We start from the raw sequence: 16,426 nt of genomic DNA, 5'->3' as shown, positions 1-16,426 counted from the left end.
GATCAACGAACCTGCACGACCACCTTCCCGACCGCTTTGCGCTGGCCAAGATCATTGATCGCCTGCGCCGCATTGCTCAGTGGATACACCTGCGACACCAGCGGCTTCAATTTGCCTTCGGCGAACCAGTGAAACAACTGCTGGAAGTTCGCCGCGTTGTCCTGTGGTTGGCGCTGGGCAAACGAGCCCCAGAACACGCCGACCACTGCAGCACCTTTGAGCAGTGCCAGGTTCACTGGCAGTTCGGGGATACGTCCACTGGCGAAACCGACCACCAGAAGACGACCGTTCCAGGCGATGGCGCGGATGGCCTGGTCGAACAGGTCCCCGCCCACCGGGTCGTAGATCACGTCGGCGCCCTGGCCGTCGGTCAGGCGTTTGATTTCGTCCTTGAGGCTGGTTTCGCTGTAGTTGATCAGCTCATCGGCGCCGGCGGCTTTGGCCACCGCGAGTTTTTCCGCACTGCTCGCGGCGGCGATCACCCGGGCGCCCATGGCTTTGCCGATTTCCACGGCGGCGAGGCCGACGCCGCCGGACGCGCCGAGCACCAGCAAGGTTTCGCCGGGTTGCAGGTTGCCTCGTTGCTTGAGGGCGTGCATCGAAGTGCCGTAGGTCATGCTGAAAGCGGCGGCAGTGTTGAAGTCCATCGATGGCGGGATCGGCAGCACGTTGTAGCCCGGCACCGCGACCTGCTCGGCGAAACTGCCCCAGCCAGTCAGGGCCATGACCCGGTCACCGACCTTGAGGTGGCTGACCTTTTCCCCCACCGCGCTGACCACGCCAGCCGCTTCGCCACCCGGTGAAAACGGGAAGGGCGGTTTGAACTGGTATTTGCCCTCGATGATCAGCGTGTCCGGGAAATTCACCCCGGCCGCGTGCACGTCCAGCAGGATTTCGTTTTTCTTCGCAACAGGACTGGCGACGTCTTCCAGCACCAGCGATTCGGCAGGGCCGAAGGCTTTGCACAGCACGGCTTTCATCAGGGCTATTCCTTTGGGAGTGATGGCCGATAAGTGTAGGTGTGTGAGTTAACGGGTCAACGAGCATGCCCGACCCTGATAGTCAGCCATAAGCTTGTGCTTGAGCGGCGGGTCGTTATGCTAGGCCGCAAACCGGATAAGGAGCGAATTGTGAAAGCGTGGATCATGTTGATGCTGGCCCTGTCTCTGCCTGTGGCAGCGATGGCCGAAGAAGCCAAAGAAGGTGAAGCCCCGAAGGTCAACTACATCACCCTGAGCCCGCCGTTCGTGGGCAACTATGGGTTGGATGGCACGCCGAAGCTCAAGGTCTACAAGGCCGATGTGGCGCTACGGGTGACTGGTGACGAGGCGACCAAGGCGGTGAAGGCCAATGAGCCGTTGATCCGCAATCAGCTGGTGGCGTTGTTTGCCCAGCAGACCACTGAAACCATGAACAACGTCGAAGCCAAGGAAAAGCTGCGTCAGGAAGCCTTGAAGCAGACCCAGCAAGTGATGAACGACGAAACCGGCAAGCCGGTGGTTGAGGATCTGTTGTTCAACAACCTCATTATCCAGTAAGGCTTTTGTTGTCTGGGGCGGCCCCTTCGCGGACTTGCTCGCGAAGGGCGACTCGGCCCTTCAGGACGCCAGGCTCTTGCGAAACCGCAGCAGTGCAATGGTAAAGAACAGCAGGCCGATGGCGCTTAATGCCAGCAAGTCCGGCCAGACCACGCCGATGCCGGCGTCGCGAAACAGTATCGCGGCGCTGAGGCTGACGAAGTGCGTCGATGGCGAGCCCTGCATCACCCATTGCAGCCATTGCGGCATGCTGTCGAGGGGCGTACTGCCCCCGGAAAGCAGCAACATCGGGATAATCACCGGAATCGCCAACAAGCCGAACTGCGGTGTCGAGCGGGCGAGGGTCGCGAGGAATATCCCCAGCGCCGTGCTGGCGAACAGATAAACCGCCGTTACCAGCAAGAAAAAGCTCAGGGAGCCGGCCAGCGGCACGCCGAGGGCGCCTTTGACAATCACTTCCAGCGACACCCAGGTGCACAGCACCACCACCAGCATGTTGCTCCAGACTTTCGCCAGCATGATTTCCAGTGCCGTCAGCGGCAGCACCAGCAAATGGTCGAGGGTGCCGTGTTCGCGTTCACGCAGCAGCGCCGTGCCCGTCAGGATGATGGCCAGGATCGTGATGTTGTTGACGATCTGAATCACCGCCAGGAACCAGCCACCTTCCAGATTGGTGTTGAACAACGCTCGTGTTGTCAGCCGCACGGGTGTCTGGCTCGCCGCATCGCCCTGGCCACTGTAGGTCAGCAGCTCGCGCTGGAAAATCCGCCCGATATAGCCTGCGCCCATGAACGCCTGGCTCATGGCCGTGGCGTCAACGTTGACCTGCACCGCCGGCTGGTGGCCGCCTAGCAGATCGGCCTGAAAATTGGCTGGAACATTGATCACGAAGGTGTACCGCCCGTTGTCCAGCACCTCGTCCAGTTGACCATAAGGCAGCGGCACCGGCGGTTGAAATTCCGGCGGCCGCAGAACCTGGGCCAGTTGGCGTGACATGGGGCTGTGATCTTCATCGACCATGGCCACACTGGCGTTGTGCACACCGATCACTGAGCCCGCGGCCGGCATGTAGATCGCCACTGTAAAGGCGTAGAACAGGAACAGCAGCAATACACTGTCGTGTCGCAGGCTGGTGAGTTCCTTGAGGCCAAGACGCAGGATGTGCGCGAGTTTATGCATCAGACCTCCTGCTTTTTCAGCATGGCCAGGCTGAGCCCGGTGAACCCGAGAAAGAACCCGAACAGCGCCAGGCATTGTGGCCACAACTGCCGGATATCCAGCGCCTTGGTAAAGGTGCCAACAGCGATATCGAGAAAATAGCCTGCCGGAAACAGCATCCCCATGACCGCGGCGGCGCCATCAAGGGACGACCGTGGCACGATCAGACCGGAAAACTGGATGGTCGGCAGACTGGTGATGATCATGGTGCCGAGAATGGCGGCGATCTGGGTTCGGGTGAACGCCGAAATCAACAGACCCATGCTGGTGGTCGCCAGCACGTAGAGCAACCCGCCGAAGGCCAGGGTCAATGCGCTGCCCTTGAAAGGGACGCCGAACAGCCAGCGGTTCATGGCTGTCAGCACGGCGAGATTGATCAGACTGACGGCCAGATACGGCACCTGTTTACCTAACAGGAACTCCAGGCGGGTCAGCGGTGTGGCGTAGAAGTTGGTGATCGAGCCCAGTTCCTTCTCCCGCACAATGCCCAGCGCAGTCAGCATGGCCGGGATAAACGCCAGGATCAGCGCCATCACTCCAGGGCCGATGGCGTTGACGCTGACGACATCCTGGTTGTAGCGGAAACGGGTTTCCAGTTTGGCTGGCGCTTGCCGGGATGGTGCGGGACTGGACTGATCCGCAAGTTGCTCCAGGTTGGCCTGGTGTACCGCTTCCACATAGTTGCGGCTGGTTTCAGCGCGAAACGGCATACCGCCGTCGAGCCAGGCCGCCACCGTAGGCTGGCGACCGGCGAACAGATCCCGACCGAATCCGGGGGGAATCTCCAGCGCCAGTTTGATTTCCGAGCGTTGCAGTCGTCGATGCAACTGCGCCGGATCGCTTATCGGGGGTTGTTCGTCGAAGTAACGGGAGCCGCGGAAGGCCTCCAGATAAGCCCGGCTTTGCGGGGTCTGGTCCTGGTCGTAGACCGCGAAGGCGAGTTTCTCCACGTCCAGGGAAATGCCATAGCCGAAAATCACCATCATGAGCATCGCCCCGAGCAGCGCGAAGGCCAGGCGTACCCTATCGCGCAGCAGTTCCTTGCCTTCACGGCTCGCCAATGCCCGCAGTCGCCCAAAGCTGAAGCGACGGTCTTTCATCGATGGGGTGGGTGCGAGCGTTGTGTCGATGGGCGTTGGTGGCGCCTCTGTCGCGCCCGGGCTCTGGGCCTTTTCCAGACAGGTGACGAACGCGGCCTCAAGTGTCTGGCCGTTGAACTGCTGTTGCAGTGCTGCCGGGGTGTCGCAGGCCAAAACCTTGCCTGCGTGCATCAATGAGATGCGGTCGCAACGCTGGGCTTCGTTCATGAAATGGGTGGACAGGAAGATCGTCACGTCCTGTTCACGGGACAGTTCGATCAGCAGTCGCCAGAAATCGTCCCGCGCCGCCGGGTCGACGCCGGAGGTAGGTTCGTCGAGGATCAGCACTTCCGGGCGATGCAGCACCGCCACCGCCAGGGATAATCGTTGACGCAGACCCAGCGGCAATGCACCGGACGGCTGATGGGCGACGCTGGTTAGGCTGAAGCGCTGGATCAGTTCGTCGATGCGCTGAGTGCTGTCGGCCTGGGGCAGATCGAACAGTCGCGCATGCAAGTCCAGGTTCTGCCGAACGCTGAGTTCGCCATAGAGCGAGAAGCTCTGAGACATGAAGCCGACGCGCTTGCGGGTGGCCAGATCCTTGGCGTTCACTGGGTTGCCCAGCAGCGTGGCACTGCCTTCGCTGGCCGGAATCAGTCCGGTAAGCACTTTCATCGTGGTGGTTTTGCCGCAGCCGTTGGAGCCCAGAAACCCGAAGATCTCGCCGCGGCCGATGGCGAAGCTGACTTTATCCACAGCGGTGAAATCGCCGAAGCGCAGGGTCAGGTCATGGGCTTGGATGGCGATGTCGGCCGTAGCATTGGTTCGGGGAGGGATCACTAGCGGCTGGTTGTCGTGGCCGGTGTCACCCTGAAAGTGGGTGAAGGCTTCATCGAGCTTGCCGCTGGGGGTTACCGCCGCCAGATCGCGGCTCAAACCGGCGGCGATCAGTTTGCCGTCATCGAGCATCAGGCAGTGTTCGAACTGTTCGGCCTCTTCCATGTACGCGGTGGCGACCAGTAGCGTCAGTTGCGGGCGTTGGCGCCGAACATCATCGATCAACTCCCAGAAATGCCGTCGGGACAAAGGGTCGACGCCAGTGGTCGGCTCATCGAGGATCAACAAATCCGGCTCATGGATCAGTGCGCAACAGAGTCCGAGCTTCTGTTTCATTCCGCCCGACAGCTTGCCGGCCGGGCGCTCGGCAAACCGCAGTAGATCGGTGGCCAGCAGCAGGCTGTGCATGCGCTGATCGCTTTCGGCCGCGGACAGCCCGAACAGCGTGGCGAAGAAGTGAATGTTCTCGCGGATCGACAGATCAGGGTACAGGTTGCCGCCCAGACCTTGAGGCATGAACGCGATGCGCGAGTAGAGGCTGTTGCGGTGGCGCCGGTCCTGGATCGAGCCACCGAGCACTTCCAGTTGGCCCTCCTGTAGCGTCTTCACGCCGGCGATCAATCCCAGCAGGCTGGATTTGCCGGCGCCATCCGGGCCAATCAACCCACATCGGGTACCAGTGGGCAGACTGAGCGTGATGTCGGTCAGTGCATGCCGTTCGCCATAGCGGTGCTGAAGGCGAGTGGCATGCAGTGCCAGGCCGGTCATTGAAGATTGGCCGGCCAGTCAATGGGAGCGGTGCGCACGTAACCATTGCCGGGCATCCCCGGTTTGGCCTGGGGCACGGCGCTGGGACGGGTCAGGCGTAGCTTGACCCGAAACACCAGTTTCTGACGTTCGTCGCGAGTCTCGACTTCTTTGGGCGTGAACTGCGATTTGGCCGCCACGAAGCTGATTTTTGCCGGCAGTGGTTGGTCGGGCAGGGCGTCCAGCAGGATCCGCGCTTCATCGCCGACCGCCAGGCGTCCGGCGACGGAGGCTGCAAGATAGAGGTTCATGTATTGATCGTTCGGGTCAATCAGCAGCAACACTCGCCCTCCGGCGCCGAGCACTTCCCCGGGTTCGGCCATGCGAAGCTGAATGATCCCGTCGATGGGGGCTCGCAAACTGCTGTCGTCGATTTCGCTGTTTAACTGAGCCACTTGCGCCTTTGCCGCGCCAATGGCTGCGCCGACGGCGGACACCTGGGCGCGGGCCGCAGTAACAGCTGCGTTGGCGGTGTCGAAGCGTGACTGCTGTTGGTCGATGATCTGGCCGCTGGCGAAACCGCGATTGAACAATGCCTGGGAGCGCTTGAGCTCTTGCTGGGCAAGCAGTTGCTCGCTCTGGCGCAGTTTCACATTGGCCTGGGCCGCGGAAAGATTTTCCCGGGCGCGTATCACTTCGGCTTCAGCCTGGTTGCGCTGTGCTTCGAGGGTACGGGTGTCCATGCGGGCCAACAGTTGCCCCTGGGTTACCTTGTCGCCTTCGTCCACCAGCACTTCAGCCAATCGACCGGGTGTTTTGCTGGCGATCTGCACTTCAGTGGCTTCAAGTCGACCATTGCCGACAGACAACCCTTGGGGCAGTCGGTTAACGGTCGACCGCCAATAACCAAACCCTCCGGCGGCCAGCAATACAGCCCCCAGTAAAAAAACGAAGAAAAGCGAAGAGCGGCTGTGCGTCGACATGTCTGCATCCTGCGTCTATTGCGTCCCAGTCTGACAGGAAAGTGCTAGTGCGACTTGATGTCAGTCAACTGAGGGGTAAGCCTGACCGTTTGGCAAGGTAAGCCAGAGTCACAGGCTGTAGCGCAGTATTTAGCGCAGATTAAGCACCACTGCCCATTGCTCGGCTGTCACCGGCATTACCGACAGGCGCGAGCCTTTCTGCACCAATGGCATTTCGGCCAGCGCCGTTTGCTGTTTCAGATAATCCAGCTTCAGCACCTTGGAAAACGTTTCGACGTGAGCGACATCGATCGCGCTCCAGGCGTTTTTCTCGGCAGTGGCCTTCGGATCGAAGTAATGACTCTCGGGCTCCAGCGCCGTCGGGTCCGGATACGCCGCCTCGACGATCTTTCCGACCCCGGCAATCCCTGGCTCAGGGCAGCTGGAGTGATAGAAGAAAAACTCGTCGCCGACTGCCATGGCCCGTAAAAAGTTGCGCGCCTGGTAGTTGCGAACCCCGTCCCAGCGCGCTCGACCAAGCTTCTCCAGGTCTTTGATGGAGAGTTCGTCGGGCTCGGATTTCATCAGCCAATAAGCCATGGTTTTGCTCCTTGCGAGGTGGGTGGGCAAGTGGTCAGGCAATTTTATGACAAACCGACAGTCGGTTGACGCCAGCGTTTGCGTGTCGGTTCACGTTGTCGCAAAATGCCGGCCTTCTTAGCTTGACGCTGCTGCACGGCCTACACCTACAACGGAAACCGCTGCTGTCATCGTGTTGATGTGCCTTTGGGGGGCAGTCGATGAAACGCAAACCGGATTTACTATGGATTTTGGTTATTTTATTCGGCCTTGGTGTCGTGACCACCGGCTATGCCCAAAGCCTGTGGAACAACAAACCCGATGCTCCCGTCGAGATCGCGCAGCAACAGCCGTCGGCGTTCAAGCGCTGAACCTGTCGCCTGGACGCCGCTGAGATCAGTGGCGTCTAGCCCGCGAAATACCACGCCTTGTCAGTGACCGTGCCCTGCAACGGTACATCCCAGCTCGCCTGAGCCAATCGTTGAACCTTCTGACATTCATGGGCCAGGCCCAGCAGCGTCGGCTTGCGCCAATTCTTGCGACGCGCCAGGTACGCCAGGCTTCGGTCGTAGAAGCCGCCGCCCATACCCAGGCGTCCGCCGACATCGTCAAACCCCACCAGCGGCAACAACACCAGATCCAGCGCCCAGACCTTGCGTTGCCGGGCGATATTGGCCCGTGGTTCGGGAATGCGGAAGCGGTTGGGTTTGAGTTTTTCGCCGGGACGAATCCGCTGGAACACCATTTTGGTTCGCGGCCAGGCGCTGAGTACCGGCAGGTACGTCGCCTTGCCCCGACGTTGCGCGGCACGCATCAGCAGGCGCGGGTCGATTTCACCGTCGGTGGGCAGGTACAGGGAGATGTGTTTTGCGCGGCGGAACAGTGGGTGCTGGGCCAATTGCTTATACAGCCCGCGAGCGGCCTCGCGCTGCTGACTGGGGGTCAGTGCGCGGCGGGCCTTGCGCAGCATGCGTCGAAGTTGCGGTCGGGGCAGCAGCGCAGGTTCGGTCATGGATTCAGGCTTCAGAAAGTGCGAGTACTAAAAGCGTACCCGTAAACATGCCGATGCCGGTATGAAAACCGGCATCGGATTGAAATCAGGCTCCCCGGATGAACCGCTGCTGACTTAGCCCTTGAACCCGAAAGTTCAAGGTGGAAGATGCAGTAGGCTTTAAGGCTTTCCGTCTAGCGGACATGCACACCAGCCCAACGTGCAACCTCCAGGGTAGTGCGAATCGGCTCAGGGACGTGGTCAACTGGCAAGCACCCCAGGGAGTGATGCGAGTATAACTCAAGCGGCCTGGCGAATCAGCCCTTGGTGACATCCGGATCGGTCGACAGCGCCAGATCGACGCGGTCCAGCAGGTCGCGAACCTGTTCGCGGGTCGAGCCGCTGACCTGAACATCCGGACGTTCTTCCTTGTGCAGAAGGTCGTGCGTGATGTTCAGCGCAGCCATCACGGCAATGCGGTCGGCGCCGATGACTTTGCCGCTGCTGCGGATTTCGCGCATCTTGCCGTCCAGGTAACGGGCGGCGCTGATCAAGTTGCTGCGCTCTTCCTGGGGGCAGATGATCGAATATTCTTTGTCGAGGATCTGCACGGTAACGCTATTGCTTGAACTCATGAGTCTTGCTCCAGGGCCTTGAGGCGCGAAATCATCGATTCGACCTTACGCCGGGCGATTTCATTTTTTTCAATGAGGTGCGCGCGTTCCTCGCGCCAGGTCTTTTCTTGAGCTAGTAAGAGTGCGTTTTGACTCTTTAGTTGCTCGACTCGGGTAATCAGCAGCTCGAGTCTGGCCATCAGCGCTTGCAGGTCGGTGTCTTCCATTGTGTCCACGTGTTCGTCTGATGGGAGGTAGCTGGCGGACAGCCTTTAATAGTCTTGGCGAGTCTGTCGATGTAGGATACAAGGCCTTCATTCTAGACATAGCGCCGTCTGGCGCCTAGCTACCCATGCCCATTCAGAATTCTCCGTACCAAGCCTTCGCCACCCTGCTGAGTACCAGCGGCCATCCCGTCTCGCCTGCCGAGTTGCACGGCCTGCTGCTCGGCCGTAGCTGCGCCGGTGCCGGTTTCGATGCCGACAGCTGGCTGGCAGACGCCGCCGAGCTGCTCGAAGGCGAGCCGCAAGACAACGTTCGCAACGCCTTGATCGGCCTGCAAGAGATGGTCAAGGGCGAGCTTACCAGCGACGACATGACCGTTGTTCTGCTGCTGCCGAGCGACGACGCGCCGCTCACCGAGCGCGCAGCCGCGCTGGGCCAGTGGTGCCAGGGCTTTCTCACTGGCTTCGGCCTGACCCGTCGCGAATATGCCCTCAGCGCTGAAGCGACTGAAGTGCTGCAGGATCTGGCCGCCATTTCTCAGGTGCAAGACGCCCTGGAAGAGTCCGACGACGGCGAAAGCGACTACATGGAAGTCATGGAGTACCTGCGCGTCGCACCGTTGCTGCTGTTCACTGAAACCAAGAAAACCGACGAAGCAGCCGCCAAACCGTCGTTGCATTAATCGCGAGCCAGGAAAAGCCATCTGCCCATGATTCATATCCCGAAATCGGAATACAGCCGTCGCCGCAAGGCCCTGATGGCGCAGATGGAACCCAACAGCATCGCCATCCTGCCCGCCGCCGCGGTTGCCATTCGCAACCGTGACGTCGAGCACGTTTACCGTCAGGACAGCGACTTCCAGTACCTCAGCGGCTTTCCCGAGCCTCAGGCCGTTATCGTTTTGATTCCCGGTCGCGAACATGGCGAGTACATCCTGTTCTGCCGTGAACGCAATGCCGAGCGTGAGCTGTGGGACGGCCTGCGCGCCGGCCAGGAAGGCGCGATCCGCGACTTCGGCGCCGACGACGCTTTCCCCATCACCGACATCGACGACATCCTGCCGGGCCTGATCGAAGGCCGCGACCGGGTGTATTCGGCCATGGGCAGCAACCCGGAATTCGATCGGCACCTGATGGACTGGATCAACGTGATCCGCTCCAAGGCGAATCTCGGTGCCCAGCCGCCGAACGAATTCGTTGCCCTGGATCATCTGCTGCACGACATGCGCCTGTATAAATCGGCGGCAGAAGTGAAGGTGATGCGCGAAGCCGCGCGGATTTCCGCCCAGGCGCATATCCGGGCGATGCAGGCCAGCCGTGCCGGTTTGCATGAGTTCAGCCTCGAAGCCGAGCTCGATTACGAGTTCCGCAAGGGCGGGGCGAAGATGCCGGCCTATGGTTCGATCGTCGCCGCCGGGCGCAACAGCTGCATCCTGCATTACCAGCAGAATGACGCGGTGCTCAAAGATGGCGATCTGGTGCTGATCGACGCCGGTTGCGAGATCGACTGCTATGCCAGCGACATCACCCGCACCTGGCCGGTCAACGGCAAGTATTCACCGGAACAGAAGGCGATCTACGAGCTGGTGCTGGCTTCCCAGGAAGCGGCGTTTGCCGAAATCGCACCGAACAAACACTGGAATCAGGCGCATGAAGCCACGGTTCGCGTCATTACCGCGGGCCTTGTGAAGTTGGGCCTGTTGCAGGGCGAGGTCGATGAACTGATCGCCAGCGAAGCCTACAAGGCGTTTTACATGCACCGCGCCGGCCACTGGCTGGGCATGGATGTGCATGATGTCGGCGAGTACAAGGTCGGCGGCGAATGGCGCGTGCTGGAAGTCGGCATGGCGCTGACGGTCGAGCCGGGCATCTACATTGCCCCGGACAACCAGAACGTGGCGAAGAAATGGCGCGGCATTGGCGTGCGCATCGAGGACGACGTGGTGGTCACCAAAACCGGTTGTGAAATCCTGACGAGCGGCGTACCGAAAACGGTCGCCGAGATCGAGGCCTTGATGGCCGCCGCACGGACACAAGCGGCATGAGTCGAGTCAATCTGGCAATCATCGGCGGCGGCCTGGTTGGCGCCAGCCTTGCGTTGGCGTTACAGGCCGGGGCCAAGGCCCGTGGCTGGAAGATCGTGCTGATCGAACCCTTTGCCCCCGGCGATACGTACCAACCGAGCTATGACGCTCGCTCTTCAGCGTTGTCGTTCGGCGCCCGGCAGATTTATCAACGGCTGGGCGTGTGGCAGGAAATTTCCCGCCGCGCCGAGCCGATCAAGCAGATTCATGTCTCCGACCGTGGGCGTTTTTCCACCGCGCGGTTGTCGGCGATGGAAGAGGGCGTTCCAGCACTGGGTTATGTGGTGGAAAACGCCTGGCTCGGCCAATGCCTCTGGCACAGTCTGGACAAGGACGTGATCAGTTGGCGTTGCCCGGCGGAAGTCACCGCCATGGAGCCGCTGACCGACGGCTATCGCCTGACGCTCAACGATGAAACCCTGGTGGAATGCGACCTCGCGGTGTTGGCCGATGGCGGCCGTTCGGGCCTGCGTGAACAGCTGGGGATCGGCATCAAGAAGCGCCCGTACAACCAGAGCGCGCTGATCGCCAACATCACTCCGAGCGAAGCGCACAACGGCATGGCCTTCGAACGCTTCACTGACGACGGCCCAATGGCTTTGTTGCCGCTGCCGGAAAACCGTTGCGCCCTGGTCTGGACCCGTCTGGGCATGGACGCGCAACGGTTGGCGGCCCTTGATGACCGCAGCTTTCTCAACGAGTTGCAGGGCGTGTTCGGTTATCGCCTCGGCACGCTGAAACAGGTCGGCGCCCGCAATTTATATCCGCTGTCGCTGATCGAAGCCGAGGAGCAAGTCCGCCCACATCTGGCGATCCTCGGCAACGCCGCGCACAGCCTGCACCCGATTGCCGGACAAGGCTTCAACCTGTCCCTGCGCGATGCCCAGGCCTTGGCCGACACCTTGCTGAGCAGCGAGACCGCGCTCGGCGATTTCACCACGTTGCAGGCTTATCGCGAGCGCCAGCGTCTGGACCAGAACCTGACCGTGGGCTTCTCCGATCAGGTCACCCGGTTGTTTGGCAGCACCCAGCCGCTGGTTTCCCTGGGGCGCAACATCGGCCTGCTCGGTCTCGATCTGCTGCCGCCGGCCAAGCGCTGGTTCGCCCGGCAGGCCATGGGCCTGGGTACACGTCCCGATGTTTAAGCGGGCGCACCTGCACATCAATATTCATGACGACGCGAGCACTTCGGTGACGCGCGTCGAGAGAACCCTTTACCTGCGGCTCAAGCCGCAAGAGAGACAGGCCTAAAGCATGGAAATGCGCGCAGATCTGCTGATTGTCGGGGCCGGAATGGTCGGCAGTGCCCTGGCGCTGGCGTTACAAAACAGCGGGCTCGAAGTCCTGCTGCTGGACGGCAGCCCTTTGAGCGTCAAACCCTTCGATGGCCAAGCGCCGTTCGAGCCGCGGGTGAGCGCCCTGTCGGCGGCCAGCCAACGAATACTCGAACGCCTGGGCGTGTGGGACGGCATCGCCAACCGGCGCAGCAGTCCTTACACCGACATGCACGTCTGGGATGGCAGCGGCACCGGGAAGATCCATTTCTCGGCGACCAGCGTACATGCCGACGTACTCGGGCATATCGTCGAGAACCGTGTGGTTCAGGACGCCTTGCTCGACCGGCTGCACGACTGCGACCTCGGGATGCTGGCCAATGCGCGTCTGGAGCAGATGCGCCGTTCCGGTGACGACTGGCTGCTGACCCTGGCCGATGGCCGCACCTTGCGGGCACCGTTGGTGATCGCGGCGGATGGCGCCAACTCGGCGGTGCGGCGCCTGACCGGCGTTGCGACCCGCGAATGGGATTACATGCACCACGCGATCGTCACCAGTGTGCACTGTTCCAAACCGCATCAAATGACCGCGTGGCAGCGTTTCACCGACAACGGCCCGCTGGCGTTTCTGCCGCTGGAACGGGACGGCCAGCAGGATTGGTGCTCGATTGTCTGGTCGACCACGCCGAGCGAAGCCGAACGCCTGATGGCACTGGACGACGAAAGCTTCTGCAAGGAGCTGGAGCGGGCCTTCGAAGGCTGCCTCGGCACGGTGCTCAATGCCGACCCGCGTCTGTGCGTGCCGCTGCGTCAGCGTCATGCCAAGCGGTACGTGGCTGAAGGCCTGGCGTTGATCGGCGACGCGGCCCATACCATCCATCCACTGGCCGGGCAGGGCGTGAACCTCGGTTTCCTCGATGCCGCTGTATTGGCCGAAGTACTGCTGCAAGCGGCCGCGCGCGGTGAGCGATTGGCGGATGTGAAAGTGCTCAGTCGCTATGAGCGTCGGCGCATGCCCCACAACCTGGCGTTGATGGCGGCGATGGAAGGGTTCGAACGGCTGTTCCAGGCCGATCCGTTGCCGGTGCGCTGGTTGCGCAATACCGGGTTGAAGATGGTCGACCAAATGCCCGAGGCCAAGGCGTTGTTCGTGCGTGAAGCGCTTGGGTTGATCGGGGATCTGCCGGCGTTGGCCAAGGCCTGAAGCCCACTCGCCACATTGTCATTCATTCGATTGTGCAACATCTGGTAACTCCTCCGCCCAGTGTTCGATTGAGAAGCGAAATGTGAGTCCTTATCATTTGGCCTCACTTCCCATTTCGAGAGACCGCTTCCATGTTGGCACCCAAGCGTCTACTGACCGCACTGGCCCTGACCCTGATAGGCAGCACCGCCGCCCAGGCTGCCGACGCGGTGGTGGTTTACTCCTCGCGTATCGATGAGCTGATCAAACCGGTCTTCGATGCCTACACCCAGAAAACCGGCGTACAGGTGAAGTTCATCACCGACAAGGAAGCGCCGCTGATGCAGCGGATCAAGGCCGAGGGCGAAAACGCCACTGCCGACCTGCTGCTGACCGTCGATGCCGGCAACCTTTGGCAGGCCGAGCAGATGGGCATCCTCCAGCCGTTCACCTCCAAGGTGATCGACGCCAACATCCCGCTGCAATACCGCGCATCCTCCCATGCCTGGACCGGCCTGAGCCTGCGGGCGCGGACCATCGCCTACTCCACTGACCGGGTGAAACCCGGTGAGCTGACCACCTACGAGGCGCTGGCCGATAAACAGTGGGAAGGCCGCCTGTGCCTGCGCACGGCGAAGAAGGTCTACAACCAGTCCCTGACCGCCACCATGATCGAAGTCCATGGCGCCGAGAAAACCGAGAAGATCCTCAAAGGCTGGGTCAACAACCTGTCCACCGACGTGTTCTCCGACGACATCGCCGTGCTGGAAGCGATCAATGCCGGTCAGTGCGACGTCGGCATCGTCAACACTTACTACTATGGCCGTCTGCACAAGCAGAAGCCGGACCTGCCGGTGAAACTGTTCTGGCCGAATCAGGGCGACCGTGGCGTGCACGTCAACCTGTCGGGTATCGGCCTGACCAAACATGCACCGCACCCGGAAGCCGCCAAGGCGCTGGTGGAGTGGATGACCACGCCTGAAGCGCAGAAGATTTTCGCTGACGTGAACCAGGAGTTCCCGGCCAACCCTGCCGTTCAGCCTTCGGCTGAAGTCGCGAGCTGGGGCAAGTTCGTGGCCGATACCTTGCCAGTGGAAATCGCCGGCAAGCGTCAGGCTGAAGCGATTCGGATGATGGATCGGGTCGGCTGGAACTGAGTCTGTCGATATACTGCGCCACCGAATGAAGTGGCGGCGTCCCTGCCGGCCTGATCGTTCCAACGCTCTGCATGGGAATGCATCCACCGACGCTCTGCGTCGAGGCGTGACGCAGAGCGTCACAAGATGTGTGCCCACGCAGAGCGTGGGCACAATCATTTAAACGAGAACTGTCCTTGGCCCACCCCGCCCAACGCCGCTGGTATCCCCTGGTCTTCGTCATCGCTGCGCTGGTCCTGCTGCCCCTGAGCGTCCTGCTTCTTTCCTGGCAAACCATCGATCAGCAGATCTGGTCCCACCTGTGGGACACGCAGATGCCGCGGCTGCTGGGCAATACCCTCACGCTGGTCGTCGGCGTTGGCATCGGCGTGACGCTGTTGGGCGTCAGCCTCGCCTGGCTCACCAGTCTCTGTGAGTTCCCGGGGCGGCGGTGGCTGGACTGGGCGTTGATGCTGCCGTTCGCGATTCCTGCCTACGTGCTGGCCTTCGTCTTCGTAGGCCTGCTGGATTTCGCCGGGCCGGTGCAAACCCTGTTGCGCGAATGGTTCGGCAGTGGTCTGAGGCTGCCGCGAGTGCGTTCCACCGGTGGCGTGATTCTGGTGCTGGTGCTGGTTTTCTATCCCTACGTTTACCTGTTGGCGCGCACTGCATTTCTGGCTCAGGGCAAAGGCCTGATGGAGGCGGCGCGAGTCCTTGGGCAATCCCCGTGGCAGGCGTTCTGGCGAGTGGCGTTGCCCATGGCTCGTCCGGCGATCGGCGCGGGGGTGGCGTTGGCGCTGATGGAAACCCTGGCGGATTTCGGTGCGGTGTCGGTGTTCAACTTCGATACGTTCACCACCGCCATTTACAAGACCTGGTACGGCTTTTTCAGTCTCTCCACCGCCGCGCAACTGGCCAGCCTGCTGCTGTTAGTGGTGATGGTGGTGTTATATGGCGAACGCCGTGCCCGCGGCGCCAACCGGGCGGGCAACGAACGGCCGCGGGTCAAGGCGCTGTATCACCTGCATGGGGTCAAGGCGCTGGCGGCGATGAGCTGGTGTGGTCTGGTGTTCGCCTGCGCCTTCGTCATTCCCGTGCTGCAACTGCTGGTGTGGTTCTGGCAACGCGGGCGCTTTGATCTGGACGAGCGTTATGCCGGGTTGATCGTGCATACCTTGTACCTGGGCGGCATGGCGGCGTTGATCACCGTCAGCGTCGCGCTGCTGCTGGCCTTTGCCCGTCGATTGGCACCGACCCGGGCGATCCGTTCCGGCATCAGCCTGGCTAACCTCGGCTATGCACTGCCGGGCTCGGTGTTGGCGGTGTCGATCATGCTGGCGTTCAGTTATCTGGATCGCGAACTGGTGATTCCGCTGTCGGGCTGGCTTGGTGGCGCGGGCAAACCGTTGCTGCTGGGCAGTCTGTCGGCGTTGTTGCTGGCCTATCTGGTGCGATTCATCGCCGTGGCTTACGGGCCGCTGGAAAGCAGCCTGGCGCGAATACGGCCCTCTTTGCCCGAAGCAGCACGTAGCCTTGGCGTCAGTGGGCCACGACTGTTTTTCAAAGTGTATCTGCCGCTGCTGCTTCCGGGCACGTTGAGCGCTGCGTTGCTGGTGTTCGTCGACGTGCTCAAGGAAATGCCCGCGACCCTGCTGATGCGCCCGTTCGGCTGGGACACGCTGGCGGTGCGGATCTTTGAAATGACCAGCGAAGGCGAGTGGGCGAGGGCCTCGTTGCCGGCACTGACCCTGGTTCTGGTCGGGCTGTTGCCGGTCATCGGATTAATCAGAAGGTCGGCGCATCGAAACGGCTAGGTGTCAGTCCTACACCTTGCGGCTACAATGCGCGGCATTCGGTGCGGTCCGTCTTTCAGACCGGGTTGCTGAAATCGGCTGAAAGCCTTTATTTCAAGGCATTTCACCCCGTACAGCGGCTGTCCGCACCTTCGCCACGCCCGGAA

At 61.4% G+C, this 16,426-nt stretch carries 16 protein-coding genes and 1 other RNA gene; 8 read left to right on the top strand and 9 right to left on the bottom strand.

Translation table 11 applies throughout. The features are described from left to right. Positions 1 to 2: 2 nt before the first annotated feature. Complete coding sequence (locus tag FFH90_RS29465) at positions 3 to 980, bottom strand: NADPH:quinone oxidoreductase family protein (protein WP_018927576.1); 978 nt, start codon at positions 978 to 980, stop codon at positions 3 to 5. Positions 981 to 1,130: 150 nt separating this feature from the next. On the opposite strand from FFH90_RS29465, the gene FFH90_RS29460 reads away from it, so the two are divergent. Then, the gene (locus tag FFH90_RS29460) at positions 1,131 to 1,538 is read left to right on the top strand and encodes a flagellar basal body-associated protein FliL (protein WP_019580533.1); all 408 of its coding nucleotides are present in this window, start codon (positions 1,131 to 1,133) and stop codon (positions 1,536 to 1,538) included. A gap of 60 nt (positions 1,539 to 1,598) precedes the next feature. Here the strand turns inward: FFH90_RS29460 and FFH90_RS29455 are convergent, their stop codons facing one another. The 4 genes from FFH90_RS29455 to FFH90_RS29440 all read right to left on the bottom strand — a co-directional run bounded on the left by FFH90_RS29455 (position 1,599) and on the right by FFH90_RS29440 (position 6,981). Next, entirely contained in the window at positions 1,599 to 2,717 is a 1,119-nt protein-coding gene (locus FFH90_RS29455; RefSeq protein ID WP_138866482.1) for an ABC transporter permease, read from the bottom strand. Next, the gene (rbbA, locus tag FFH90_RS29450; RefSeq protein ID WP_138866481.1) at positions 2,717 to 5,440 is read right to left on the bottom strand and encodes a ribosome-associated ATPase/putative transporter RbbA; all 2,724 of its coding nucleotides are present in this window, start codon (positions 5,438 to 5,440) and stop codon (positions 2,717 to 2,719) included. The genes FFH90_RS29455 and rbbA overlap by 1 nt, the downstream gene beginning before the upstream one ends. Beyond that, positions 5,437 to 6,402 carry an HlyD family secretion protein gene (locus tag FFH90_RS29445; RefSeq protein ID WP_138866480.1) on the bottom strand — a complete coding sequence of 322 codons (966 nt, stop codon included), beginning with the start codon at positions 6,400 to 6,402 and terminating at the stop codon, positions 5,437 to 5,439. The genes rbbA and FFH90_RS29445 overlap by 4 nt, the downstream gene beginning before the upstream one ends. A gap of 129 nt (positions 6,403 to 6,531) precedes the next feature. Beyond that, positions 6,532 to 6,981, bottom strand: coding sequence for an EVE domain-containing protein (locus FFH90_RS29440; protein WP_064621039.1), 450 nt, complete (start codon positions 6,979 to 6,981; stop codon positions 6,532 to 6,534). A 200-nt stretch (positions 6,982 to 7,181) separates the two neighbouring features. Between FFH90_RS29440 and FFH90_RS30090 the strand changes: the two genes are divergently transcribed. Then, the gene (locus FFH90_RS30090) at positions 7,182 to 7,331 is read left to right on the top strand and encodes a hypothetical protein (protein WP_018927582.1); all 150 of its coding nucleotides are present in this window, start codon (positions 7,182 to 7,184) and stop codon (positions 7,329 to 7,331) included. A 35-nt stretch (positions 7,332 to 7,366) separates the two neighbouring features. On the opposite strand, the gene FFH90_RS29435 is transcribed toward FFH90_RS30090, so the two are convergent. The 4 genes from FFH90_RS29435 to FFH90_RS29420 form a co-directional block, all read right to left on the bottom strand. After that, positions 7,367 to 7,972 (bottom strand): 5-formyltetrahydrofolate cyclo-ligase, encoded by a 606-nt coding sequence (locus FFH90_RS29435; protein WP_138866479.1) that lies wholly within the window; start codon positions 7,970 to 7,972, stop codon positions 7,367 to 7,369. Positions 7,973 to 8,059: 87 nt separating this feature from the next. Continuing rightward, positions 8,060 to 8,238, bottom strand: a non-coding RNA gene (gene ssrS / locus FFH90_RS29430) — 6S RNA. A 30-nt stretch (positions 8,239 to 8,268) separates the two neighbouring features. Next, complete coding sequence (locus FFH90_RS29425) at positions 8,269 to 8,586, bottom strand: cell division protein ZapA (protein WP_007940358.1); 318 nt, start codon at positions 8,584 to 8,586, stop codon at positions 8,269 to 8,271. Then, the gene (locus FFH90_RS29420) at positions 8,583 to 8,792 is read right to left on the bottom strand and encodes a TIGR02449 family protein (protein WP_007940359.1); all 210 of its coding nucleotides are present in this window, start codon (positions 8,790 to 8,792) and stop codon (positions 8,583 to 8,585) included. Before FFH90_RS29420 ends, FFH90_RS29425 begins: the two co-directional genes overlap by 4 nt. A 125-nt stretch (positions 8,793 to 8,917) precedes the next feature. Here FFH90_RS29420 and FFH90_RS29415 point away from each other — a divergent pair, with 125 nt between their 5' ends. From FFH90_RS29415 to FFH90_RS29390, 6 genes are all read left to right on the top strand, one after another. Next, positions 8,918 to 9,472: a YecA family protein gene (locus FFH90_RS29415; protein ID WP_007940361.1), complete on the top strand. Its 555-nt coding sequence runs from the start codon at positions 8,918 to 8,920 to the stop codon at positions 9,470 to 9,472. A 27-nt stretch (positions 9,473 to 9,499) separates the two neighbouring features. Continuing rightward, positions 9,500 to 10,834 carry a Xaa-Pro aminopeptidase gene (pepP, locus tag FFH90_RS29410; RefSeq protein WP_019650155.1) on the top strand — a complete coding sequence of 445 codons (1,335 nt, stop codon included), beginning with the start codon at positions 9,500 to 9,502 and terminating at the stop codon, positions 10,832 to 10,834. After that, a complete protein-coding gene (gene ubiH, locus FFH90_RS29405) occupies positions 10,831 to 12,018 on the top strand; it encodes a 2-octaprenyl-6-methoxyphenyl hydroxylase (RefSeq protein WP_064621037.1) in 1,188 nt (395 codons plus the stop codon). Before pepP ends, ubiH begins: the two co-directional genes overlap by 4 nt. Before the next feature lie 115 nt (positions 12,019 to 12,133). Next, a complete protein-coding gene (locus FFH90_RS29400) occupies positions 12,134 to 13,351 on the top strand; it encodes a 2-octaprenyl-3-methyl-6-methoxy-1,4-benzoquinol hydroxylase (protein WP_168206211.1) in 1,218 nt (405 codons plus the stop codon). Between the two features lie 131 nt (positions 13,352 to 13,482). Then, entirely contained in the window at positions 13,483 to 14,487 is a 1,005-nt protein-coding gene (locus FFH90_RS29395; RefSeq protein WP_096479394.1) for an extracellular solute-binding protein, read from the top strand. Positions 14,488 to 14,663: 176 nt separating this feature from the next. Then, positions 14,664 to 16,280 (top strand): iron ABC transporter permease, encoded by a 1,617-nt coding sequence (locus tag FFH90_RS29390; RefSeq protein WP_111453018.1) that lies wholly within the window; start codon positions 14,664 to 14,666, stop codon positions 16,278 to 16,280. The last annotated feature ends 146 nt before the right edge of the window (positions 16,281 to 16,426 follow it).

Source organism: Pseudomonas sp. ATCC 43928 (assembly GCF_005938665.2).
Classification (GTDB): Bacteria; Pseudomonadota; Gammaproteobacteria; order Pseudomonadales; family Pseudomonadaceae; genus Aquipseudomonas.
The sequence above is the reverse complement of the archived record's forward strand: the minus strand, read 5'-3'. Positions and strand labels throughout refer to the sequence as shown.

What these genes read in the sequence shown, in the direction of transcription:
- pepP (WP_019650155.1), top strand. Translation starts at nt 9,500, where the DNA reads ATGATTCATATCCCGAAATCGGAATACAGCCGTCGCCGCAAGGCCCTG.
- FFH90_RS30090 (WP_018927582.1), top strand. Translation starts at nt 7,182, where the DNA reads ATGAAACGCAAACCGGATTTACTATGGATTTTGGTTATTTTATTCGGC.
- FFH90_RS29400 (WP_168206211.1), top strand. Translation starts at nt 12,134, where the DNA reads ATGCGCGCAGATCTGCTGATTGTCGGGGCCGGAATGGTCGGCAGTGCC.
- FFH90_RS29455 (WP_138866482.1), bottom strand. Translation starts at nt 2,717, where the DNA reads ATGCATAAACTCGCGCACATCCTGCGTCTTGGCCTCAAGGAACTCACC.
- FFH90_RS29465 (WP_018927576.1), bottom strand. Translation starts at nt 980, where the DNA reads ATGAAAGCCGTGCTGTGCAAAGCCTTCGGCCCTGCCGAATCGCTGGTG.
- FFH90_RS29440 (WP_064621039.1), bottom strand. Translation starts at nt 6,981, where the DNA reads ATGGCTTATTGGCTGATGAAATCCGAGCCCGACGAACTCTCCATCAAA.
- FFH90_RS29415 (WP_007940361.1), top strand. Translation starts at nt 8,918, where the DNA reads ATGCCCATTCAGAATTCTCCGTACCAAGCCTTCGCCACCCTGCTGAGT.
- FFH90_RS29395 (WP_096479394.1), top strand. Translation starts at nt 13,483, where the DNA reads ATGTTGGCACCCAAGCGTCTACTGACCGCACTGGCCCTGACCCTGATA.
- ubiH (WP_064621037.1), top strand. Translation starts at nt 10,831, where the DNA reads ATGAGTCGAGTCAATCTGGCAATCATCGGCGGCGGCCTGGTTGGCGCC.
- FFH90_RS29425 (WP_007940358.1), bottom strand. Translation starts at nt 8,586, where the DNA reads ATGAGTTCAAGCAATAGCGTTACCGTGCAGATCCTCGACAAAGAATAT.
- FFH90_RS29445 (WP_138866480.1), bottom strand. Translation starts at nt 6,402, where the DNA reads ATGTCGACGCACAGCCGCTCTTCGCTTTTCTTCGTTTTTTTACTGGGG.
- FFH90_RS29420 (WP_007940359.1), bottom strand. Translation starts at nt 8,792, where the DNA reads ATGGAAGACACCGACCTGCAAGCGCTGATGGCCAGACTCGAGCTGCTG.
- rbbA (WP_138866481.1), bottom strand. Translation starts at nt 5,440, where the DNA reads ATGACCGGCCTGGCACTGCATGCCACTCGCCTTCAGCACCGCTATGGC.
- FFH90_RS29435 (WP_138866479.1), bottom strand. Translation starts at nt 7,972, where the DNA reads ATGACCGAACCTGCGCTGCTGCCCCGACCGCAACTTCGACGCATGCTG.